This window comes from Apilactobacillus micheneri, assembly GCF_006493595.1.
Lineage (GTDB): Bacteria > Bacillota > Bacilli > Lactobacillales > Lactobacillaceae > Apilactobacillus > Apilactobacillus micheneri.
The window spans coordinates 332,007-354,829 of record NZ_QUBI01000001.1; the positions used below are offsets into that span (position 1 = coordinate 332,007).

General features: G+C 29.2%; 22 protein-coding genes. 9 read left to right on the top strand and 13 right to left on the bottom strand.

From position 1 onward, the window contains the following. Window positions 1-11 precede the first annotated feature (11 nt). Complete coding sequence (locus DY123_RS01705) at window positions 12-3,173, bottom strand: type I restriction endonuclease subunit R (RefSeq protein ID WP_140936383.1); 3,162 nt, start codon at window positions 3,171-3,173, stop codon at window positions 12-14. A gap of 151 nt (window positions 3,174-3,324) precedes the next feature. Between DY123_RS01705 and DY123_RS01710 the strand changes: the two genes are divergently transcribed. Further along, on the top strand, window positions 3,325-3,573 hold the full coding sequence (locus tag DY123_RS01710; protein ID WP_140936165.1) for a hypothetical protein: 249 nt from the start codon (window positions 3,325-3,327) through the stop codon (window positions 3,571-3,573). A 1-nt stretch (window position 3,574) separates the two neighbouring features. Here DY123_RS01710 and DY123_RS01715 read toward each other — a convergent pair whose 3' ends face one another. From DY123_RS01715 to DY123_RS01735, 5 genes are all read right to left on the bottom strand, one after another. Further along, the gene (locus tag DY123_RS01715) at window positions 3,575-3,847 is read right to left on the bottom strand and encodes a hypothetical protein (RefSeq protein ID WP_140934352.1); all 273 of its coding nucleotides are present in this window, start codon (window positions 3,845-3,847) and stop codon (window positions 3,575-3,577) included. A 129-nt stretch (window positions 3,848-3,976) separates the two neighbouring features. Continuing rightward, on the bottom strand, window positions 3,977-5,890 hold the full coding sequence (locus DY123_RS01720) for an FtsX-like permease family protein (RefSeq protein WP_140934353.1): 1,914 nt from the start codon (window positions 5,888-5,890) through the stop codon (window positions 3,977-3,979). Between the two features lie 2 nt (window positions 5,891-5,892). Beyond that, window positions 5,893-6,648: an ABC transporter ATP-binding protein gene (locus DY123_RS01725; protein WP_140934354.1), complete on the bottom strand. Its 756-nt coding sequence runs from the start codon at window positions 6,646-6,648 to the stop codon at window positions 5,893-5,895. A gap of 61 nt (window positions 6,649-6,709) precedes the next feature. Next, a complete protein-coding gene (locus DY123_RS01730) occupies window positions 6,710-7,693 on the bottom strand; it encodes an ATP-binding protein (RefSeq protein ID WP_181398777.1) in 984 nt (327 codons plus the stop codon). Further along, complete coding sequence (locus DY123_RS01735; RefSeq protein WP_140934357.1) at window positions 7,686-8,363, bottom strand: response regulator transcription factor; 678 nt, start codon at window positions 8,361-8,363, stop codon at window positions 7,686-7,688. Before DY123_RS01735 ends, DY123_RS01730 begins: the two co-directional genes overlap by 8 nt. Before the next feature lie 133 nt (window positions 8,364-8,496). Between DY123_RS01735 and DY123_RS01740 the strand changes: the two genes are divergently transcribed. Further along, complete coding sequence (locus tag DY123_RS01740) at window positions 8,497-8,820, top strand: hypothetical protein (protein WP_140934358.1); 324 nt, start codon at window positions 8,497-8,499, stop codon at window positions 8,818-8,820. A 47-nt stretch (window positions 8,821-8,867) separates the two neighbouring features. Here DY123_RS01740 and DY123_RS07580 read toward each other — a convergent pair whose 3' ends face one another. The 7 genes from DY123_RS07580 to DY123_RS01770 all read right to left on the bottom strand — a co-directional run bounded on the left by DY123_RS07580 (window position 8,868) and on the right by DY123_RS01770 (window position 15,193). Next, a complete protein-coding gene (locus tag DY123_RS07580; protein ID WP_165807760.1) occupies window positions 8,868-9,044 on the bottom strand; it encodes a hypothetical protein in 177 nt (58 codons plus the stop codon). 71 nt (window positions 9,045-9,115) lie between these two features. Continuing rightward, a complete protein-coding gene (locus DY123_RS01745) occupies window positions 9,116-10,561 on the bottom strand; it encodes a hypothetical protein (protein WP_140934359.1) in 1,446 nt (481 codons plus the stop codon). A gap of 93 nt (window positions 10,562-10,654) precedes the next feature. Then, window positions 10,655-11,071, bottom strand: a complete 417-nt coding sequence (locus tag DY123_RS01750; protein ID WP_140934360.1) for an Hsp20/alpha crystallin family protein — start codon at window positions 11,069-11,071, stop codon at window positions 10,655-10,657. Window positions 11,072-11,111: 40 nt separating this feature from the next. After that, window positions 11,112-11,537: an Hsp20/alpha crystallin family protein gene (locus DY123_RS01755; protein ID WP_140934361.1), complete on the bottom strand. Its 426-nt coding sequence runs from the start codon at window positions 11,535-11,537 to the stop codon at window positions 11,112-11,114. 208 nt (window positions 11,538-11,745) lie between these two features. Next, complete coding sequence (locus DY123_RS01760; RefSeq protein ID WP_140936168.1) at window positions 11,746-13,062, bottom strand: GH25 family lysozyme; 1,317 nt, start codon at window positions 13,060-13,062, stop codon at window positions 11,746-11,748. Window positions 13,063-13,205: 143 nt separating this feature from the next. Further along, window positions 13,206-14,507, bottom strand: coding sequence for a sensor histidine kinase (locus DY123_RS01765; protein ID WP_140936169.1), 1,302 nt, complete (start codon window positions 14,505-14,507; stop codon window positions 13,206-13,208). Then, window positions 14,507-15,193, bottom strand: a complete 687-nt coding sequence (locus DY123_RS01770; RefSeq protein ID WP_140936170.1) for a response regulator transcription factor — start codon at window positions 15,191-15,193, stop codon at window positions 14,507-14,509. Before DY123_RS01770 ends, DY123_RS01765 begins: the two co-directional genes overlap by 1 nt. A gap of 112 nt (window positions 15,194-15,305) precedes the next feature. Here DY123_RS01770 and DY123_RS01775 point away from each other — a divergent pair, with 112 nt between their 5' ends. From DY123_RS01775 to DY123_RS01805, 7 genes are all read left to right on the top strand, one after another. Then, window positions 15,306-15,704: a GtrA family protein gene (locus tag DY123_RS01775; protein WP_225426731.1), complete on the top strand. Its 399-nt coding sequence runs from the start codon at window positions 15,306-15,308 to the stop codon at window positions 15,702-15,704. Further along, complete coding sequence (locus tag DY123_RS01780) at window positions 15,701-17,812, top strand: ArnT family glycosyltransferase (RefSeq protein ID WP_140936171.1); 2,112 nt, start codon at window positions 15,701-15,703, stop codon at window positions 17,810-17,812. Before DY123_RS01775 ends, DY123_RS01780 begins: the two co-directional genes overlap by 4 nt. Window positions 17,813-17,830: 18 nt before the next feature. After that, entirely contained in the window at window positions 17,831-18,796 is a 966-nt protein-coding gene (locus DY123_RS01785) for a glycosyltransferase family 2 protein (protein WP_140936172.1), read from the top strand. Between the two features lie 115 nt (window positions 18,797-18,911). Then, window positions 18,912-19,847: a restriction endonuclease gene (locus DY123_RS01790; RefSeq protein ID WP_140936173.1), complete on the top strand. Its 936-nt coding sequence runs from the start codon at window positions 18,912-18,914 to the stop codon at window positions 19,845-19,847. 250 nt (window positions 19,848-20,097) lie between these two features. Beyond that, window positions 20,098-21,477: a hemolysin family protein gene (locus DY123_RS01795; protein ID WP_140925905.1), complete on the top strand. Its 1,380-nt coding sequence runs from the start codon at window positions 20,098-20,100 to the stop codon at window positions 21,475-21,477. A 68-nt stretch (window positions 21,478-21,545) separates the two neighbouring features. Beyond that, window positions 21,546-22,007, top strand: coding sequence for a class Ib ribonucleoside-diphosphate reductase assembly flavoprotein NrdI (nrdI, locus tag DY123_RS01800; RefSeq protein ID WP_105964015.1), 462 nt, complete (start codon window positions 21,546-21,548; stop codon window positions 22,005-22,007). A gap of 76 nt (window positions 22,008-22,083) precedes the next feature. Continuing rightward, window positions 22,084-22,806, top strand: coding sequence for a nitroreductase family protein (locus DY123_RS01805; protein ID WP_225426738.1), 723 nt, complete (start codon window positions 22,084-22,086; stop codon window positions 22,804-22,806). The last annotated feature ends 17 nt before the right edge of the window (window positions 22,807-22,823 follow it).

The following is a 22,823-nucleotide window of genomic DNA, read 5'->3' on the forward strand; positions in this document are numbered from 1 at the left end:
AATTCTCCTTATTAATAATCATTCATTTCACGAATAAATCGTTCTAGTTCTGGTTGTAAAGCTTGATTATAGCTTAATTTGTTCTGAATTAGTACATTTACTAATTTACTAAATCTACTATCTGGTTGTTGTTTGGCCGCTGCTTGATAGTCTCCAGCATCCATTAAGTCTTGGATATGTGGAAAGTCATCATTAGCGGCATCATAATCTTCAGTTATCTGTTTTAGTTCATTGGTTGGTAATCCCCATTTTGTGGCAAACTTTTCATAAGATTGATGCTTTTTATTTTCTTCATAATGGGCAACAAAAGCATCAAATTTATCTGGAGCAACATAATTATGTTTTAAATATTCTAACATTTCGCGTAACAATGTAGCTTGCTTAGCATGACCAGATTGATCGTACTCATTAATTTTGGCTTGAACTTCTGCTTCTTTTTGCAGATATTCAGGCATGTTTTCTTGATATTCTTCATCCGTTTTATATTGAGGGGTTAAATCAACTAATTCCTTAATTAAATTAGTAATATAGTCGTAGTCCACTAATGTTGTTGAACCAACTGATAATGAGAAATCTAGATTATCTAATTCATCATCTTCATCAGTATTTTTACTTTTATGGTCTTCAACTTCTTGTTTGATATTCTCATATTTACCAACATAATGTTGAACTTCATCTTCAGCTAAACCAAATGCTTGTTCACTATTATCCCAAGAAAAATCATTATACATTGATAGTGAATTCAATTTATTAATTACTTTTCTAAACGTTTTTACAAAACTAACTTTATCCTTAGTCCCTTTTAAGTCATCAGCTGCATCAGCATTGGGAGCAACTGCTTTTAAGTCAGCCACTAAACCACTAAATTCTTTAACGGCATCTTGATAATTAGGACGAATCAATTCTTTGTATGAACCGCCTTCACCGTATAATTGATAAGCATTAATTTCATTTTTTTCTGTAGTAGCTGGTTTTCTAAAGGTAACAATTTGGCCTTCTCGTTTATAGTCATTATTCTCTAAACGATTAGTTCTGGAATAAGCTTGAATTAAATCTGCATATTCAAAATTTCGATCCACAAATAACGTATTTAATTTAGGCGCATCAAAACCGGTCAATAAACGACGAACCACGATTACAATATTAATTTCTTTATCCTTATCTAAATTTACATAATTAGATTCACGACGTGCGACACGCTTAGCTACATCTTTATTATATGAACTAATTCCTTCATTATTGTTATGAAATTTTATCCCATATTGTTCGTTATAATCTTTAAGAATCGTTGTCATTTCATCTTGATTATTTTTACTATCATCATTATTCTCAGTTAATGAATAAGTAATAGCAACACGAGGCCAGCCATTATCTTTTTTATTCACAATTGCTTGTTTCTTTTCTTTAAACTTTTGATAATATCGCATTGCCATTTCAATAGAACTCGTCGCTAGAATAGCATTGTAATTACCATGACCTAAACTAGTCTTACGTGGCCCTTGTTTTAAGATATAATCAACGACTTGATCTAAATGATCGTCTTTTTCATACATCTTACTAGTTAGGTAAGTTTCTTTTTCAATTTGCTTCATTGAATGAACATCAGATATGATTTTTGCTTTGTCATCTTCAGTTACAATTTTGCCATAATTTGATTTTTTCTTAGCTTCCTTATCTTCTTTTTTCTGAATAACAATGTCATCTAAGTTAGCAATCGTATCAACATGTTCAACATTAAATGGTAAAACGGCATGATCTTCTAAAGCATCCCGTAAATTATAAGTATGACAACGTTTACCGAATAACTCTTCGGTGGTAACACCAATATCACCCTTAAATTTCTTTTTATTTTCAGGGAAGATCGGCGTTCCGGTATATCCATACCAATTACTATTAGTAAAAGCTTGTTTAATACTTTGCCGCATTTTACCAAATTGTGAACGGTGGGCTTCATCAACAAAGAAACATACTCGTTTCTTAAAAATTTTACTGATTTTGGTATTATGTCCATCTGCTTGTGCCTGTTGCTCATCACTAACTAAGTTGGCCATTTTGTGAATTGAAGTTACTAAGATTTTACTGTCATTTTTCAAAAGTTCACGTTTTAAGCTACCAGTATTCTTAGCATCTTTAATTTGCATATCATCATTATATGCATATGCATTAAAGTTATTAGTAGTTTGGTCATCTAAAGCTTTACGATCAACTAAGAATACTACTCGATCAACTGCTGGTAATTGAGCTGCTAACTTAGCAGTTTTATATGAAGTTAAAGTTTTACCAGACCCAGTTGTATGCCATACATAACCATTTTCATGTTCTTTAATCCTTTTCATAACAGCTTCAATCGCATAAATCTGATATGGTCTTAGTAATAATAATTTTTTACGTTCTTCATCTAAAACTGTATATTCACTAACAATTTTATGTGCCATTGGAATGTTCAAGGCTTGTTTAGTGAAGTCCATCCCATTTTCAATTAATTTATTGTTAGCATCACGCCACTTAAAAATAAATGACTTATTAAACTCATCAGGCTTACAGTTAGCAAAATAAGCGGTACTGTCAGGACTCATAATGACAAACATTTGTAGTAATGAATAAATGTCACTATATTTATTTTCTTTGGAATATTTTTTAATTTGGTTAAAAGCCTGATTAATTTCGACAGTTGATTTCTTTAATTCTAATTGAATTAATGGCAGTCCGTTAATTAATAAAGTAACATCAAAGCGACGATCTTTTGTATCACCCATGGATGAATTACCTGGTCGAATTGCTTGGCGAACAATTTCATAGCTGGAATTACCGCCCGCAACATCAGCTTTCCAGAAAATACTAAGTGTAACTTGCTTGCCCAAGCTTACATCATCACGTTCAATTTCAATCTTACCAATTCCATTTTCAGAATCTAATAATTGTGCAGCTTCATATGGACTTTTAACATTACTGATTTTGTTTTGTACTCTTTTAAATTCTTCATCAGTTAATGGCTTTTGTTTTAAAGCGGCCATATTATTATGATTTAATTTATTACGAAAATTAGCCCATAATTGTTCAGGAGTAGCTTCATACAAATCTTTTCTCTCTGTCCATTGATTACTATCAGTGGAAAGTTGTTTAACGACTTGTTTTTCAAAGTCTAATTCACCTTGAGTTTTATAATTAGTCATATTGTTCCTTTCAAAAATAAAAACACCTTAACCAAAATAATGGTTGAGATGTTTTGTTTGGTTAATCATTAATTCATATATGTATAATATTTATTGTATCATATATGAAAAATTATAATATGTTAATATGTGATTTAAGGATGGTGATTATATGCAAACTCAAGATGAAAAATCATACAATGCTTATATAAGCTTTCAATCAATATTATTATTTCTTTACATAATAAATATTAACAATATGAGCATGGTACTGCGCATTTTATCTGCTCTAATATTACTGGGTATGTATTTTTGGGGAATATACAAATTTCCTAATCGGTTTCATAAAAACACAAAAATAATAACTACACTTTCATTAATTATCGGTTTATTTTTAATGGTTATTGCTTCCAGCATGTAAATCATTTAATCGCATTCACAAACCAAAAGGCAAATAAAATCATTAATATAAACAATAAACCACTTATAGCTGAAATAATTGTTCCTGCGATAGCAAGTCCTTTTGGTTTTTGAAATAAACCCATTATTGAAAAAATAATTCCTAGTATCCAAAAAATGACACTAAAAAGAGACGTAAATGATACAACAACTGAAACAATAGATAATACAAATCCAGCAATACCAATTCCATTAGATTCTTTAACATGTTTTACTCTACTATAATCCTCATTCATAATGATTGCTCCTAAATAAAAAGTAATAAAGTAATTATTACATTAAATAACTTACAAAACAAAATAAATCCTAAATTATCAGTTTAATGAATAATTTAGGATTTATTTTAGTTTAAATTCATTTTATGTTTAATCAACAATATGATGATACATTCTTGTGGTTAATCCATAAACACATAAATATAAGATTATTGTTAAAAGAGATACTGAACCGCCAACAATTAATAGTAGTCTGCCATCATATAGACTAAATCCTACTAACATTTGTTTTATTGCCGGTGCAGCAAACAAAAGATTAATGACTGCACCAATAATTGGGATCATAAATACCATTAAGACCTGACTATGGATACTTTTAGTAGTCTCGTTAAGACTCAATCCTACTTGTTGCATGGTAATAAATCTTTTACGATCAGAATAACCTTCTGATATTTGTTTAAAGTAAATAACCATAACAGTTGTTAATAATAACGTTATGCTTACCAAAATACCTACCATAACAAGTCCACCAAATAGTTGTGTTAACATTTGATAAAGAATAGATTTACCTGTGAATTGCTGATTAGTAGCATTAATTGAATTTTGAATTTTTTGTTCAAACTTATTATTATTAATTTTGCTAACATGATAATTGAAACCATTAAAATGTAATTTTGACAATGATTTAGGTAATTGTTTTACAACTACAAATACTGAACTGTAAATAGAATGACTTGGATTAAATGAATATTTAAAGGCACCCATCTGTTTAACATGATAATTTTTATTTAAAATATTCATATTATTTTGAGTTAATTTAGATGGCGAATACATAAACGCATCATTATTATTTAAATGAATATTTTTATGATAAATTTGATTATAATCTTTTTCCGAAACGAACATAATTGCACTTGTAGTATCACTAGATATGTTATTTATTCCACCTTGTGAAATATACTTATTGTTCTTGATATATCCATATTGAGGAGCTGTTGTTGTTAAATTAACTTTATCATTTATTTTGGCATCATTATCATTAATAATATGATTAATTTGATGTTGTTGTTTATGAGATAAACCATTATCACTTACAATTGAAATTTGTGTAGGTGACCATACATTAACAATTCTATTAATGCCAGAATAAACAGAAATTGAGGCAAATAAAATTACTAAAACAGAACTACATAACAGACAAATAGTGGCTAAACCAGCCCCATTTTGTTTCATTCTTTGAAGCATCCCTGAGACAGCAATAAAATGATTCGATTTATAGTAAAATTTTTTTCTAGCTTTTAGCAAATTTAAGATTAAGATACTGCCAGAAATAAATGTTAAGTAAGTTCCAATGATCACTAAAATTACTGCAAGCATAAATCTAGAATAAGAAGTCATGCTTGGTTTAGTTGTAAGTGTTAAATAATAAGCTATCATCAATAAAATTAAGCCTATTACACCGCCAATTTTATAATGTCTTTTATTTGATTTTTCACCTTTACTTTGTTCTTTCCAGAGTTCATTTGGATTTAATTTATGAAGTTTAAAGAAATCAAAAATTATTATAAATAGATAAATTACAATAAATAAACACGTATCAATAATAATTGCTTTAGGTTCAATTAGTGCATTATAAGATATAGATACACTAATTAGTCTAAATGTGACCATTAGTGCTAACTTTTCAAAAACAATACCAAAAATCAAACCTAAAATGATACTAAATATAAATAGAAAAGTTTTTTCTAACAAAATTAGTTTTCTTAAATTAGAACCAGTCATCCCAAGCATACTATATAATCCCATTTCGCGAGTCTTTTGAATTCTTATGAAATTATTAATATACATCATAAAAACAAAACTAATCATCATAACAAAAGTTGAACCTAAACCTAATAGTGATAATAATGTCGTACCACTAGATAAGTTTTTAATTCCATCACTATTTTCAAGAGCCAATAATATGTAATCCATTGCTACTAAGACAATATTGGCAATTAAATAAGGAATATAAACTTTTGCATGTCTTTTAAAACTAGAAAAAATTAATTTATTAAATATCATAATTAATAATCACCTCTTGTTAGTGTGATCATCGTATTATTAATTTTTTCTTGATAATCTTTTAATGATAAATCTCCACGATAAATATCATGATAAATTTTACCATCTTTAATAAATAACGTTCTTTTAGAATGACTAGCTGTTGCTGAACTATGAGTCACCATAATAATGGTTTGACCTTTTTCATTCTCATCATTAAATAAGTTTAAAATTTGCTTACTAGTATTAGAATCTAGTGATCCAGTTGGTTCATCAGCCAATAATAAATCAGGTTGAGTAATCAAAGCTCTAGCAATAGCTATTCTTTGTTGTTGACCACCTGAAATATCATTGGGATATCTATCAATTATTTTTTCAATATTTAAACTTTTAATTAAGGGGTTTATTCTACGTTCCATTTCGGAAACAGAAGTCTTATTTAATACCAGTGGTAAACAAATGTTATCACGATTGCTTAAGCTATCTAGCAAATTAAAGTTTTGAAATACAAAGCCTAAATTTTTTCTACGATACTTAGCAGCATCATTCTTATTTAATTTACCTAAATCTTGATTGCTTAAAATAGCTTGACCAGAAGTTGGTTTATCTAAAGTTGCAATTATATCCAATAATGTACTTTTTCCAGCACCTGATTCTCCCATTATTGATACATAATCACCACGATTAACATCAAAAGTTATATTTTTTAATGCTGATACTGCATTTTTAGTATTAGCATCATAAACTTTTGCTAACTTATTTAAACTTAATAGTTTCAAAAAACTACCTCCTTGAATACTTATTAACTAAATTATAAAAAGTAAATGGAGATATTTATACTTACAATATTGTAAGGTTATTGTTTAACATTGATTTTTTAAATATTAATGAAAACTGAGTGTTATTGTTATAAGACTTAGCCACTATTCTAATATTCAACTTACCACATATATTTTTAACTAAATATAACCCTAGACCTGTAGATAAGCGATTATTGTGTCCATTATGACCAGTAAATCCTTTTTCAAAGATTCTAGGTATATCAGATGAATCAATTGTATTACCTGTGTTAGATACTTTTAATTGATTATTTTCAAATGTAATTGTAATTTTAGTACTATCATACGAATACTTAATTGCATTGGATAATAATTGCTCAATGCAAAAATAAAGCCACTTTTTATCACTTAAAACATAAATTTTTAAATTATTCAGATTGGGAATCAATTGCTTATTAATAAATTGCATCGACATATTTTTTAAAATACCTTCAACTAAATCATCCAAATATATCCATTCAAATTTAAAATCATTTGAGTCTGAAAACAATTTCTCATAGTTTAATAGCATATCCAACTGATAATCAGCATTATTTACAGCTTCAAGCATTGAATTTTTATTTAAATTTTGACTTTCCAAATTAATCTTTAAAGTTGTCAAATCATTCTTAATTTCGTGAGATGATAAATCCATCTGATCAATTCTATTTTTTTGTTTTAAGTCTTTGTTTTTCAACTTATTTATTAATTTATTTCTATCTTTTTTAATTATTAAGGACATTTGATTTTCAACAGGTGTATCAATTTGATATTTTTCTAAGTGATTATCAAATTTAAGTTGATGCACTTTCTTTAAATCTATTATCATTTTAATAAATAACCAAGTTAATATTCCACCTGATGAATATCTAAAAACATCATTAATAAAATATGATGGTAAATTATATGCATAGTTCATAATTACTAATAATAAAAACATTAATACATAAAATACTATTAATGGTATTTGAGATTTAATATAAAAAATTAAAAAATTTTTATTCATATTCCACCAACTTATAACCAATTCCTCTTTCATTTTTCAATAAATGTTTTATATTTATCTGTGATAGTTTATTTCTAAGTCTACTTAAATTAACATTTAAAGTATTATCATTTAAGTAATTGCCACCTTGCCATAATAAATTTAATAATTCATTTTTAGGCACAATTTGATTAATATTTTGCAATAATATTTGAATCATTGAACTTTCTGTAGGTGTAAGAACAACTATTCCATTATTATTAGATATCTCATTAGTTAGTTTATTATACTCATTATTACCAAAAGAAAATTTATTTTCCATTTTTAGAGCATTATCACGTTTTAAAAGAGCTTTAATCTTAGCAACCAAAACGTTTATTGAAAAAGGTTTCATTATGTAGTCATCAGCACCTAATTCTACAGCATGCATAACATTATTATTAATGCTATCAACAGAAATAACAATAATTGGAATTTTAGTATATTTTCTTAATTCTTTAATCCAATAAAAACCATTTTTAACAGGTAAATTAATGTCACACAAAATGATATCTGCATGAAAATCCATTATATCTTCTAATAAATTGTCCCAATGTTTTACAATATTTATTTCATATTTCCATTTATATAAGTTAATATTTAATAAATTTAAAATATCTTTATCATCTTCTATTATAAAAACTTTATTCATAATAAATACCTTCCAAAATCTTTATTTAATTTAAAAACACATAATAAAGCAAATCATATTATGTCAAACAAATGATTAATAAAAGATTAAAAATATGTGTTAGTATTATTAAGTATATAGGAGGTGTTTTAAAATGAAAAATAAATTATCAATTAACAGATGGACTGGTTTCTTAAACATTGTATTTATCATTTCCCAAGTTATCATAGGTGTTATGAACGTTAAACATTCAATTTCAATTTCTGAAATCTCAATGATTACAATCATCTCAGCAATTATTTTAATTATTTTAGATATTATTTCATTAATCAAAAGTAAAAGTGCTGGAATTTCTACATCTGGTTCAATTATGGGACTTATCGGTAGTATCGTTTCTATATTTGTAGGTATTATAGGGTGGATTATCTTAATCATCTCATCTTTTCAATTATTCAGACAAAAATCTACACAAAATTAATAATATAAAAAGTACCATTCAAGATATAAAATCTGAATGGTACTTTTTTAATGTCTTTTATGCATGAAATTAACGATTAAATTTATAATAGCTTCTAACAACATCCCCACTGCCATCATTTTCATCGCCATCATTTGTGCTCCCATATCATTATTAAATGCAAAATATAATAAAACTACATAAAAGATTACAAAAAATAATGAGATAATTTTAGAATTACACATTTAAATCGCCTTCTTATAACTTTATATATACAGTTTATAACAATTATAAAGTTATAACAAGTACATATTAGTTACTTAGGTCCATTAACTAAATTCCAAGTAGCAGTCCCCTTGTAATTTCCAGAATGTAATCTTATATTTTTAGGAATCTTAATGGATAATTTATTTAAAGAAATATCTTTAACTCCATCGTTACCAGAGAAATTAAAGATTTTATTTTTATTATTATAGGAAGAATTATTGCCTTGAAAATATTTAGCACTTATTGAATCTTTTCCGTTAGTCATATCAGATAATGATAAATGCATATACCAATTGTTATTATTAAAGCTCCTAAGTTTAAATTTAGGATTACCTTGTATGTTAGCGACCGTATCACTCGTATAAGACAAACTTTGTGTCCCAAAATTAAGATTAGGAACGCTATCTATTAATAATACTTTCTTATTCAAAACATCTTTCATTTCTTTAATCGTATTATATTTTTGATAATCTAAATTTGATAAAACTTCATTATTATATTCCCTACTATGATGCACAATTTGTTGTACATAATGATCAATATAATCATCGTTTTTATTATATATATTTCTTACTTGATTATCTAAATAATTTTGCGTATTAGAATCATACTGTGGATCATTATTGATTTGATTTTGTAAATTAGATAATTCTTCATTTAAATCTTTGCTTACTTTTTGTTCTCTATTTTCTAAGACAGCTGCATTATGCTGATCTCCATGAAGATCATGGTAGCTTAGTATTCTAAGAGCTTCAAAAACAGGAACATTCCCAGATAATTTTACATCTAATGTATTAAAAATTAAATACGTATAAATTTTTGAATCTTTACTAATAAAACCATTACTATAATCATTATTTAAATTCATTTTTATATTAAAATTACCAGATGGATTATTATCCAAATAAAAATTAGATATATAGAATTCTTTGTTTTCAAAATAATTTCGTTCATTTATTTTATTTCCTAAAGAATATGAAAAATTATATGATTGAGGTATTAATAATTCTGGATGATTTTTACTTATACCATAATCAATATTACTATTTAAATAATTATTGATCGATCCAGTAGCCATTATTCTTGTGTCTATATAAGCATACTTACTATGAATTGAAGGCATATCAACATCATACGACATGTTATTTAAATTATTGGAAACATTTTTTAGATAAATACTATTAGGATTAAATGCATAAAAACCATCATACTTATATAAGATGGTATAAGGATAGTAAGAAAATCTATTGCTATTGATTTCAGGACCAACATTATATTTATTTGGATTAAAATAATTATACTTATTAGTTAAATATTGTGAAGGTCCAAAAAAATAAGGAAGTTTACTAGTAAATTTGCCATCATTAAAATTATAATAATTACCCGCATCACTACCATCAGCATTAGCATTTAAAGGAAGAAAATAGACTAAACATAAACAAAAAATAACAAGAAACATCAATTTTGATGCAAAAATTAATTGATTTATTTTCATCTAATATCCCTCCTATAAAAATAATGATACATAATAATTATAGTACAAAAAAAGACCCGAGCACAAAGTCCCGGGTCTTTTCTTATTTAGCAATTAATCAATGTTAATTTCATGTTTTGCTTTATCTTTTGCTTCTTTTGGTAATGTAATCTTTAAGATGCCACCATCATATGATGCTGAAATTTTATCACTTTCAACATTAGGTAGGTAAAATGCACGACTAACATTACTAGATGAACGTTCACTTCTAATTAATTGTCCATCCTTATCCTTTTGTTCTTTATTCAAATCATGAACAGCATGAATACTTAAAGTATCATTACGATAATCTAAGTCAATGTCATTCTTCTTGAAACCAGGTAATTCAGCATTTACTTCAAAATTGTTGTCATTTTCAATAACATCAGTCTTCATCTTAGAAGTATTAGTAAAATTCTTACCAAAGTCACCAAAGAAACTTTCCATTGGATCTAACATATCAAAAGCACCATTTCTTAATTCATTAGCCATAATACAATCCCCCTATATTTTTATATTATTTAATTTAAAATTAGTCGATATTAATCTTGTGTTTATTATTATCTTTTGCTTCTTTTGGCAATGTAATCTTCAAGATTCCGCCATCATATGATGCTGAAATTTGATCATTTTCAACATCAGGTAGGTAGAATGAACGTGAAGTATTACGAGCTGTACGTTCTTTTCTAATGACACGTCCTGTTTTGTCATTATTTTCTTTCTTCAAATCATGGGTTGCACGAATATTTAAATTATCATTTTCGTAATCAATATGAATATTATCTTTTTTAAATCCAGGTAATTCAGAGGTTACTACGTAATTATCTTTATTTTCAGTAACGTCAGTTTTCATTTGATTACTAGCAATTGAATTGAAGAAATTCTTACCAAAGTCACCAAAGAAATCATCAGTTGGTTCGAATACACCTAAATCACTATTTCTTAATTCGTTAGCCATAATCAAAAACCCCTTTCAAAAGTCTTTATTATTTGTTGATTTGTTATTTCCTTATCAACAGTTTCTATATTAGTCAGTAATGGTCAGATAGTCAAGAGAAAAGTAGCACTCTTTTCATTAGAGTGCTAAAAAAACATGTATAAACGTTGATATAAAAGCATTTATGATAGTAAAAAAAGTAGTAATTAAATTACTACTTTAATAAATATTATTTAAATGCACTTTGATAAATCCAACCAACTAGCTTGCCTTGATAATAAGCTTGATAATAATAACTATGCCAGCCATCTTTGTTAGCACGACGAGTAATAGTCATTTTCTTATTAGCATAATCAGAACCATTAGCAGTAGTGATAGTGCTAGCAAAACCACTATTGTTAACATGATTATGGAAAGCTACTTTGGGATTCTTTTTCATTACTTTAGTAGTTGAATATTTAGAATACTTAACGTTAGGAACTAATGCGTTCGTATTCACCCAACCCATAGCATGACCATTAGAATACATACGGTAGTACGTTCTTCCATTAATAGTTGCGATGGAATTGATATACATACGTTTACGAGTATTCTCACTTACACTGGAAAGCGCATAAGTTTTACCGATAAATTTATTATCACCAGGAACATGATTATAAAATTTATAATTATAACCATCCTTAACAGTCATAGTTTTATTTTGTTGAACATATTGTGTATTTCTTGTTTGTTGTTGTGGTTGATCTGAATTGTTGTTTTGATCTTGGTTTGATGAATTATCATTAGCTTGTGATTGATCATCATTATTTTGATTGTCATCAGCTGGTTGAAGTTGCGAACTATTATCGGAACTATTACCAATAAACCAATTAGCATCTTTCGAAGTTAATAAATTAGCATCAATTCTTTGACCTAAAGAATTTGAATAAAAATTACTAGAGAATTGCCATAAAACATGTTCTCTACTTGGTTCTTGGTTTTGATAAGCAGCCAACCAATAACCATCATAATTGCTAACAGCTGAAGCAGCATGGGCCTGCATAAAGCTAACATAAGAATAAAATAGAATCTTACGTTGCCCAACTAGTGGACGCAATGCATCAACCCAAGCTTTAGTAGCATTATTAGTTCCACCAGATCTAACTGTTTGTGATTCATAATCATTTACATAGAATTTTGCATTAGGCGCACGGCGATATAAAGTTTTAGCTTCATCCGCAGCATCCGATGGACTTTCATATTGACTAAATGAATATACACCATATGGAACGCCATACTTTTCTAACAAATCACGATTATGGTTAAAGGTCTTATCATAATATTGACTACCATATTGAACTCGCAAAATAACAAATGGCACTTCATTTTTTAATTGTTGCACTTGTGCATCAGTAAAATTATGTTGCCATTCAGATAAATCATAAACAGTATTGCTAGCATTAGCATCGCTAGCAGTTGCAGCATGAACATTACTCTTAATTGAACCGAAACTAACCAATAATAATGCCATTGCTACAATGGTTAATAAGACATTTTTTATTTTCATACACTGATAGTGAATATTATTCAACATAATACCCTATATCTTTTACACCTTCCTTCTATTGATAATATTTTAATTGTAACAAAGAGCAGTATGAAAATAGGTTAAATAGAGTTTAAGTTTTCTTTACAAATATAACAGTTAGATTAGATACTAATATTTACAACAAATACTGTACCAGTCGGATGATTATCACGTACCGAAATTTTTCCATGATGTTGGTTAACAATCCATTGGGCGATGGATAATCCTAGTCCATTACCACCAGTTTTGGAGTTTCTTGATTTATCAGTCCGATAAAATCTTTCAAAAATATGCTCTTTATCTGCATCTGAAATACCATTTCCTGTATCTGAAATTAAAAGTTTTAAGTTGTTATGATTATTAGAAATTTTTACATTTACGCTACCACCAGTGGGAGTATATTTAATCGCATTATCCATTAAAATTACCATTAATTGTTTAATTAAATCACCATCTAAATTACCATGCCCACTAACATTAATATCACTTAATAACACTTTTTGTTGACTATTAGTAATTTCAAAAAATGGTTGCACTATCTGTTCAAAAAATGGTTTTAGCTCCACATTTTGTTTATTAGATTGAATGATGTTGGAATCCGAACGTGCTAATGTTAACAATCTTTGCGTCAACGTTTTAAGATGTTTAGATTCCTCTAAAGTGGTTGAAATAGGGTGAATTTGATCAATGATTTTAGCATTGGGCTTCGTTAATAAAAATTCCATTTGATTCTGAATCACCGTTAATGGTGTTCTTAATTCGTGCGCAGCATTCGCACTAAATTCTTTTTGTTTATGCCAAGCTTTCATCACAGGTTTCATACTAGACTTAGATAAATAATAAGCAATCAAAATTGCGATAATCCAAAAGAAAATTAAAGTAAGAATTAATGCTTCAATAAAGCTATGCAGTGCTAATAAATCGGCATCAATATTCTGTAAAATCAATACATAATTGCCCGCATAATCTGGATTATCATTATACTTATCAACTTTTATTAATAATGAACGAAAGTGCGTCGTAAAATCACGAGCTTTTAAATTAACATCCCGAGTTTCATTAATACTATGTTTACTTAAAGTGATTTTATTTAATAGGGTATAAGAACGTTGCCCTAACATATTTTTGTTTAAGATTTTACCATCTTTATTAAAAACAATAATATTAGTTTGAAAGGCTGCATTCTTATCAGGATTGAATGGCGTTGGACGATTACTAGGTTGTACCGATAAAGGTCCTTGATTTACATTTCTTTCAATATGATGTTTTTGACTATATAGACCAGCATCAATATTAGAATAAATCGAATGCTGAAAGAAAAAATAAACAATAAATCCCAGTGATGCAAATAAAATAGCAAAACCAATTAATTCTTTAATAAAGAATTTTAATTGTTGTTTATGTTCTAAAACTTTTTCTTTCACTATTCAGCACCCTCTAGCATATAGCCAACATTACGCAATGTTTTAATTGGATTATCTCCTGAAACTTGTTTAATTTTCTTTCTTAAATTACTCATATAAACCTCAACTACCGTTAACGAAGTTTCTGATTCAAAGCCCCATAAGCGATCAAAGATTTGATCTTTAGTAATAATAGTTGAAGGATTTTGCAAGAAATAAACTAATAAATCATATTCCTTACCATTTAGTTGTAATTGCTGATTTTTGTATTCCACTTCATGGCGATTAAATTCAACTGTAAAACCGGCATATGTTAATTGATTATTATTACCGATACGACCTGCTCGTTTTAGTAATGCTTTTACTCGCATAACCAGTTCTTCACGGTGAAATGGTTTGGTTAAATAATCGTCCGCACCTAGTTCAAAGCCTCTCACTTTATCACTTAGAGTATCTTTAGCGGTTAAAATAAGCACTGGCATGTCAATTTCATCAACATTACGCCAATGTTTTAAAATGTCATAGCCACCAATTTCTGGCAGCATTAAATCTAAAATAGCAATATCATAAATACCATCTTGACCAAGCATCTGACCTTCAAAGCCATCATGCACAACTTTAGTGTTGCCAATTGGTTTTAAAAATTGTTCTACACTCTCAGCAAGTGCTTCGTCATCTTCTACAATTAAAATATTTAAATCTTCCATTTAAATACCCCCCAAAAAATTTTATTTTTAAGTTTTCTTTATGATTAGTTTAAGTTTAGTTTATGTCGCTTAAATTATACTTAAAATATTCAAAAGAAAGGAATTGGTCAATATGATGTTATGGATTAAGCAACTTTTTAAGTTCGGTATCATTGGCTTAATTAATACCGTTTTAACTTATCTTATTTATACATTATTATGGCACATAACTAATCCGACAATTGCAATGGCAATTGGGTATGGGATTACTTCAGTTATTGGTCTGACTATTAATAAGCAATGGGTATTTAAGTCCAATAATAATTTAAGTAAAATTGCTGTTAAATACTATACAACTTATCTATTAACATGGCTATTAAGCGTTACGATAACGTATTTAATAAGCACTCAATCTACAATTAATGAAAAAATCATTCCATTAATTGCTTTAATTATTACCATACCGACAAACTTTTGCTTAAGCAAATATTGGGTCTTTTCCAATCATCACAATAAGGAGGAATACAAATGAAAAATAAAAATCGATTACAAGCTCGTCACTATAAATTTAATATCGATTGGATTTTAACGATCATTTTAGTAATTGCATTAGTTCTGTATGGCTACGGGATTTGGAAAACTGGTTCCGCCAATGATTTTTATACTTCTGCAATCACTAGCATGACACAAAGTTTTAAGAACTTCTGGTATGCCAGTTTTGACCCTGCTGGATATATTACGGTGGACAAACCACCAATTGCTTTATGGTTTATGGCCATCTCAGCTAATATCTTTGGGGTCTCAAACTTTAGCGTCGTTTTACCTTCTGTTTTATTTGGCGTTGGTTCTGTTTATTTAATGTATCGACTAATCAAACCCAAATTTGGTAAAAATGCTGGGCGTATTGCTGCGTTTGTAATGACAATCACGCCTATTGTCGTTGCTGATTCAAGAACTAATAATATGGATGCTACATTAGTCTATTTCCTATTATTATCATTATGGATGTTACAAAAAGCAGTCGATAAGAAAAATATTTTCTGGTTAATGGGTAGTTTTGCCCTAATTGGCTTTTCTTTCAACATCAAAATGCTCCAAGCATTCATGATTGTCCCAGCAATGCTTCTATTCTACTGGATTGCTAGTAAAACTAACTGGAAGCAAAAAACTATTCACACCGTACTAGCAATGATTTCCTTAGTAGTTTTAACGCTTGCATGGCCTTTATCGGTAGATATGACATCCGCCAATAATCGTCCTTATGAAGGTGGTTCCGAACACAATTCAGTAATGGAATTGGCATTTGGCTACAATGGGACTCAACGCCTATTAGGTCAAACTACTGGTACCGGTGGAACTTTTAAAGGGATGGGCAATCAAAAGTCTAAAAATAACAATAAGCAAACTAATAACAATCAACCAACCCCACCTAATATGAGTAAAAATAAACAACAAAAAAATAATATGAAAATGCCTGGTGGCAATAAACCTGCTGGCATGAAAAATGGTGGTGCTCCTGGTGGAGGTGGTGGCGGTAGTATCTTTAATATTGGTACTGCTGGTCCATTAAGACTATTTCAATCAGCGCTAGGCCCACAAATTAGTTGGCTATTACCATTTGCTATTATTGGAATGCTTGCCTCTTACATTGTATATGCTGATCCTAGAAGAAAATGGTATCAAACTACTGAAAAGCAAAAACAAATTGTACTATGGACCGGTTGGTTAGTACTAGTTGGCGGCTTTTTCTCCGTCGCTAGTTTCTTCCATCCCTATTACACCATCATGTTAGCGCCAGCAATTGCTGCTTTAAGTGGTATTGGCTTAATGGGGATGCTTAAGGCTCTCAAAGTATTTAATCGCAAAGATATCCGTTTTTACTTCTTACCACTTGCAATCGCTGTTACTGCAATGCTTCAAGCATGGTATGTATCAAGTTATTACTCATGGTTAACAATTCTGATTCTAGTAATTGGTATCGCAACTAGTTTAGGCATTATCTTTATCAGATCCAAAAAGATAATAAAAAATGTCATTGTTGCTGGTTTGATAACTATCGCAATTGCGCCTAGTTTCTGGTCGATGACTCCTACTATTGCTAAAACTTCGGATGCTATTCCTAGTGCCGGGCCTGATTTATTAACCAGTCATGGCAATCAAGGTGGTATTGGTAATGGATCAGTCAATAATAATTTATTAAAGTTTTTACAAAAAAATCAAGGTAATGCTAAATACTTATTCGCTACTGCCGATTCAGGAACAGCTGCTCCTTATATCATTAAGACTAAAAAAGCAGTCATGGCTATGGGGGGATTTAATGGAACTGATCCTGCAATGACCCTATCCAAATTTAAACAGTTAGTTAAATCTGGCCAAGTTAAATACTATTTAGATGGTGGTAAGTCTGGTTCAACTAATAGTTCCATTGTTAATTGGATTAAGAAACATGGTAAAAAAGTATCAGCTAAAACATATGGTGATACTTCTACTTCAAGTAATAAACAAGGTCATTTCGGTAACAATAAAAAAACGAGAATGCCTAATCAAAGGATGCCAAGCAAATCATCCAATCATCAGATGAATGGTGGTCCGCAAAATTCAAGTGAAACATTATACGACCTTTCAAATATTTATAAATAATTGTTAGGAGGTAAAAAGATGCCAAATAATCAAGCTTTAATTTCAATTGTGTTACCAGTCTTTAATGAAGAAGCTGGGATTAACAACACAATTGAAATATTAGAAAAATTTATTAAATACCAAGCAGAACAATATGAATTAATTTTTGTTGATGATGGATCAAAAGATAAAAGCATTGAAATCATTAATAAAGAACAAAATAAATATTCAAATATTAAAGTTATTGAATTTTCACGAAACTTTGGTCATCAATTAGCAATTACCGCGGGTATTAGATATGCTAACGGTGATGCAGTGGTCGTTATGGATGCAGATTTACAAGATCCTCCTTCTGTCATTCCTAATATGATTCAAAAATGGCGTGCTGGTTATGATGTTGTTTATGGTAAACGTCTAGTACGTGAAGGTGAAACATTATTTAAAAAACTAACTGCCAAAACTTTTTATCGAGTGATGCATAGAATATCTAGTATTGATATTTCATTAGATACTGGTGATTTTAGATTAATGGATCGAAAAGTAGTAAATACCTTATCGAAATTAAAAGAACCTGAACCATTTGTTAGAGGCTTAGTTAGTTGGGTTGGCTTTAAGCAAACTTCTGTTCAATATGAACGTCAAGAAAGATTAGCTGGTGAAACTAAATATCCACTTTCTAAAATGACCCGTTTAGCAAGTGATGGGTTAACATCATTTTCAGATGTGCCTTTAAAATTAATAAATTATGTCGGTGCTATTAGTATCATAATTGGCTTGCTATACGGATTTATCATGATGTTCAATCAATTTACCACTGTTATCTTTGCCACTTCAGCGTTGTTTATCCTAAGCGGAATGACTATGCTTGGCATGGGCATTATTGGTAACTATTTATTTAGAACGTTTGATGCATCTAAGCACCGTCCACAATATGTAATTGCCAATAGTTATGGTTTTCAAAGTCATCGCAAAAATATAAAAACACTCAAACAAAATAAAGGTTAATAAAAGGGGATGCATATAATGCATCCCTTTTATTCGTCTATCCTTGTCATACTAGGAATTATATCCTTTTTTTGATAAAATAATGGTAATTATAAATTAGAAAGAGTAATTAACAGTGAAAACCTGGAATACTATTAGAAGATGTCTATGTATTTTAATCGCTATTAGCATGATTACTGGAATTAGTGAATTTAAAACTAGTGAATTAAATATTTGGATTACGCAAATATTGTCTATATTTACCAGTTTGGCCCTAATTTACATAATTATGCCTAGTCGTGAAAGAAACTTATTAAAGACCATTTATTTTAATCTAACTGGTCGTAAAGCTTTCATCTTCAAAGTTAAGTATAATCAACATAAAAATATTCAGTATGATAATTCAAATGTAAAAATGAATCAAGAAACGTTCTATCAGCAATCTAATAATTACAGTAAACAAATCGAACAAATGAGAATGCAAAAAAATAGTTTAGAAGAAACAATTGATTCAATGACTGCATATAAACAAAAACTAAGCCAACAAGTGAATGAAATTAATAAAGTTTATCAAGATTTAAGTTATGTAAAAAATGAAAAAAGTGAGCTTTTAACAGAAATTGATGAATTAAAACAAAAAGCAGAACAATTAAAAACAAAAACATCAAGTCATCAATACATTGAATTTTTAAACTTCCAAGCTAAAAATAAATTGAAAGAAATTGATGGATTTGATGGCTATCAATTTGAAAAACTGACTTGTAAATTACTAACCAAATTGGGCTTTCAAGATGTGAAATCAACTAAAGGTAGCAGTGATTATGGCGTCGATGTCCTGGCCAAAAATGGTGAAACCACTTATGGATTTCAATGTAAGCTATATTCCTCACCAGTTGGTATTAAGGCAGTTCAAGAAGTTATTTCTGGTGTTGAATACTATAAATGTAAAAAAGCAATTGTCATTAGTAATAGTTATTTTACTCCACACGCTATCAGCGCTAGCAGAGAACTAAATGTTGATCTTTGGAATCGTGATAAACTATTAGATTTATTAACCGAAATAATCGAGTAAAGAAAAAGAGCAGCCAATGGCTGCTCTTTTCCTGCTTGATGAGTTACTTTTCCTATTTTATGCGATTTTACAAATTATTTAAACCATTTCGAACAATTTATTTTTTTATTCTTCATAAATTAGGCAATAATAACAGACAATAATGGCACTTCATTAGCAAATGACTTAAAATAAGGCCTAATAACAGGTATAATGTAGTTAATGTAGTTAATTACATATAATTTATATAAAAGAAACGGGGAATGTTCTGTTGGATAGTGGTGCATTAGCTTTTCAAATCATCATTGTTTTAATAGCCTTCTTCTTTGCGGCATTCTTTGTTGCGTGTGAATTTGCTTTAGTTCAAACACGTTACAGTATGCTGGAGGAAGAACAAGAAAATAAAGGTAAATCTAAAAAGTTATCTCGTGAAATGTTCATGATAACTAATTTAAATGATTATTTATCAACAACTCAAGTAGGAGTATCACTTAGTGGTATTATCATGGGTTGGATTGGTGAAGCATTATTCGTAGATGGATTATTCGATCTACTAGAAATTGATCCTAATTTTATTAATCCAGGTACTGCTCATGCAATTGGTAGTATTGTTGGTGTATTAATTTTAACTTACTTAGAAGTTGTATTTACTGAAGTTGTTCCTAAGAACATCAGTATTGCAATGCCTAGAAAGATTTTGGGATTTGTCGCTACTCCATTACATTATTTCCATAAAATTTTCTACCCTGGTGTTTGGGCAATTAATGTCACCGCAGCCGGTGTAGTTAAATTGATGGGTCTTAAAATGACTGACGAAAGTGATGAATCCATGTCACAAGCTGAAATCTTAAACATTTCTAAAGACGCTGTTAAAAATGGTGCTCTTGAAAAATATGACTACTTGTATATGCAAAGAGCCTTTGATTTCAACGATAAAGTGGCTAAGGATATCATGATTGATCGTACTCAACTAACAGTTATGGACATTAATACTAATGTTAAAAACGCTATTGGTAAATATCTACAAACAAAATATAGTCGAATTCCAATTGTTGAAAATAATAATAAAGATAACATTTTAGGATATGTTTACTGTTATGACATGGTTCGTCAATCACGTGTCAATCCAGATATTAAAGTTGAACGTTTATTAAGAGATATCGCAACTGTGCCAGAAAACATGAAAATCACTGAAGTTTTACAACAAATGATTAAATTACGTACCCCTATTGTTGTAGTTGTTGATGAATATGGTGGAACTTCAGGAATTATTACTGATAAAGATATTTACGAAGAATTATTTGGTACTGTCAGAGATGAAATTGATCCTGCAACCAACGAATATATCTTTAAACAACCTAAAGGTACCTACCAAGTTAGCGGTAAAATGACTACTTATGATTTTGAACGTTACTTTAGAACCGAAATCAAAGACTTCAGCAAATCAGATAGCGTAACCCTTTCTGGTTACTTTATTGATAATCATCCTAATATGAAAATTGAACCCGGAACTGAATTTACAGTTGATCAATTTACATTTAAAGTTCTTCATTTTGAAAATTCATTTATTAATTTATTTGAAGTTAATGTAAATGATGATCTTGATTCCAATAATCAAGAAGAAAAGATTAGTGAAGATAACAAAAAATAATCATTATTATAAAAATCTGTTAGAATTAATTTCTAACAGATTTTTTTGTATTGAAAGGAAGCCTTCCATTGAAACCTATTCGTATTCTATATATATCAATCGCTGGTAACACCAAAAATTTCGTTAATAATTTAACTAATTTTGCCAATGAAGAAAACAAAAAAGACAGTAACAACCCCACTATTGAAGCCACTGAAGTTTCAGATCAAACTGATTTTGCACATGAACATAGTAACTTTTTTGCTTTCGTACCCACCTATTTAGATGGTGGCAACGGTATTGATAATGGTGTGAAAGAAATGATGACCAATGCTTTAGGTGAATATATTGCTTACGACAATAATCGTGATTATTGCATTGGTGTTGTTGGATCAGGAAATAAAAATTTTAATGAACAATACTGCCTATCAGCAAAACGCTACGCTGAGTCTTTTGATTGTCCATTTGTTAGTGATTTTGAGTTACGCGGTACTGACCGTGACTTACCAAGAATATATAACTTACTAAAGCAAACTGCTTTGAAAAACTAAAATTTGCTGATAAACTTTTTTAAAATATCTTAAGGAGTTTTGAATCATAGCAATTGATAATGAAGTTTTAAAAACTATTCAAAATCATCGTAGTATTCGTGATTTTACAGACGAAAAATTAACTGATGAAGAAGTTAATATATTAGTCAATGCTGCTCAAAGAACGTCTAACAGCATGAGTGAACAACAATATTCAATTATCAGTGTAACTGATCCTAAGAAGTTGGCACGTTTAGGCGAAATTACTCTGCACCATTTGCCAGATAAAGCTGGTCATTTTTTCTTATTCATTGCTGACCAACATCGTAATGCGCAAATTATTAAGCATCACAAACCAGATGCTAATTTAGAAGCTCTTCATTCTGCAGATAAATTTTTAGCCTCAGTACATGATGTTGATTTAGCAGTACAAAATACTTTATTAACAGCTGAAAGTATGGGCTTAGGTGGAACCATTATGGGAAGCATCTATAATAATCCCAAAGAAATTATTGAAATGTTTAACTTGCCTGAACTAACCTTTCCAGTTTTGGGATTAGCAATTGGGCATCCTGCATCAATGCCTGATTTAAAGCCTCGCATTAACAATGAACTTATTCATTTTGAAAACGGATATCAAGAACCTGACATGCAAATTGTCGAAAAATTTGATAAAACATTGAATGAATATTATAAAAATCGTAAAGGTAGTAAGCGAGATACTAACTTCTTCAAAAATATTTGGTCAGATATTGCAAAAGGAAATTATCGTAAGGACTTATTACCTGCAATTAAATCACAAGGTTTCCTACAAGGATAAACAAAAACGCTTTATGT

Coding starts and splice junctions, on each gene's coding strand:
- DY123_RS01705 (WP_140936383.1), bottom strand. CDS start 3,173: ATGACTAATTATAAAACTCAAGGTGAATTAGACTTTGAAAAACAAGTC.
- DY123_RS01710 (WP_140936165.1), top strand. CDS start 3,325: ATGCAAACTCAAGATGAAAAATCATACAATGCTTATATAAGCTTTCAA.
- DY123_RS01715 (WP_140934352.1), bottom strand. CDS start 3,847: ATGAATGAGGATTATAGTAGAGTAAAACATGTTAAAGAATCTAATGGA.
- DY123_RS01720 (WP_140934353.1), bottom strand. CDS start 5,890: ATGATATTTAATAAATTAATTTTTTCTAGTTTTAAAAGACATGCAAAA.
- DY123_RS01730 (WP_181398777.1), bottom strand. CDS start 7,693: ATGAATAAAAATTTTTTAATTTTTTATATTAAATCTCAAATACCATTA.
- DY123_RS01735 (WP_140934357.1), bottom strand. CDS start 8,363: ATGAATAAAGTTTTTATAATAGAAGATGATAAAGATATTTTAAATTTA.
- DY123_RS01740 (WP_140934358.1), top strand. CDS start 8,497: ATGAAAAATAAATTATCAATTAACAGATGGACTGGTTTCTTAAACATT.
- DY123_RS07580 (WP_165807760.1), bottom strand. CDS start 9,044: ATGTGTAATTCTAAAATTATCTCATTATTTTTTGTAATCTTTTATGTA.
- DY123_RS01745 (WP_140934359.1), bottom strand. CDS start 10,561: ATGAAAATAAATCAATTAATTTTTGCATCAAAATTGATGTTTCTTGTT.
- DY123_RS01750 (WP_140934360.1), bottom strand. CDS start 11,071: ATGGCTAATGAATTAAGAAATGGTGCTTTTGATATGTTAGATCCAATG.
- DY123_RS01755 (WP_140934361.1), bottom strand. CDS start 11,537: ATGGCTAACGAATTAAGAAATAGTGATTTAGGTGTATTCGAACCAACT.
- DY123_RS01760 (WP_140936168.1), bottom strand. CDS start 13,062: ATGAAAATAAAAAATGTCTTATTAACCATTGTAGCAATGGCATTATTA.
- DY123_RS01770 (WP_140936170.1), bottom strand. CDS start 15,193: ATGGAAGATTTAAATATTTTAATTGTAGAAGATGACGAAGCACTTGCT.
- DY123_RS01775 (WP_225426731.1), top strand. CDS start 15,306: ATGATGTTATGGATTAAGCAACTTTTTAAGTTCGGTATCATTGGCTTA.
- DY123_RS01780 (WP_140936171.1), top strand. CDS start 15,701: ATGAAAAATAAAAATCGATTACAAGCTCGTCACTATAAATTTAATATC.
- DY123_RS01785 (WP_140936172.1), top strand. CDS start 17,831: ATGCCAAATAATCAAGCTTTAATTTCAATTGTGTTACCAGTCTTTAAT.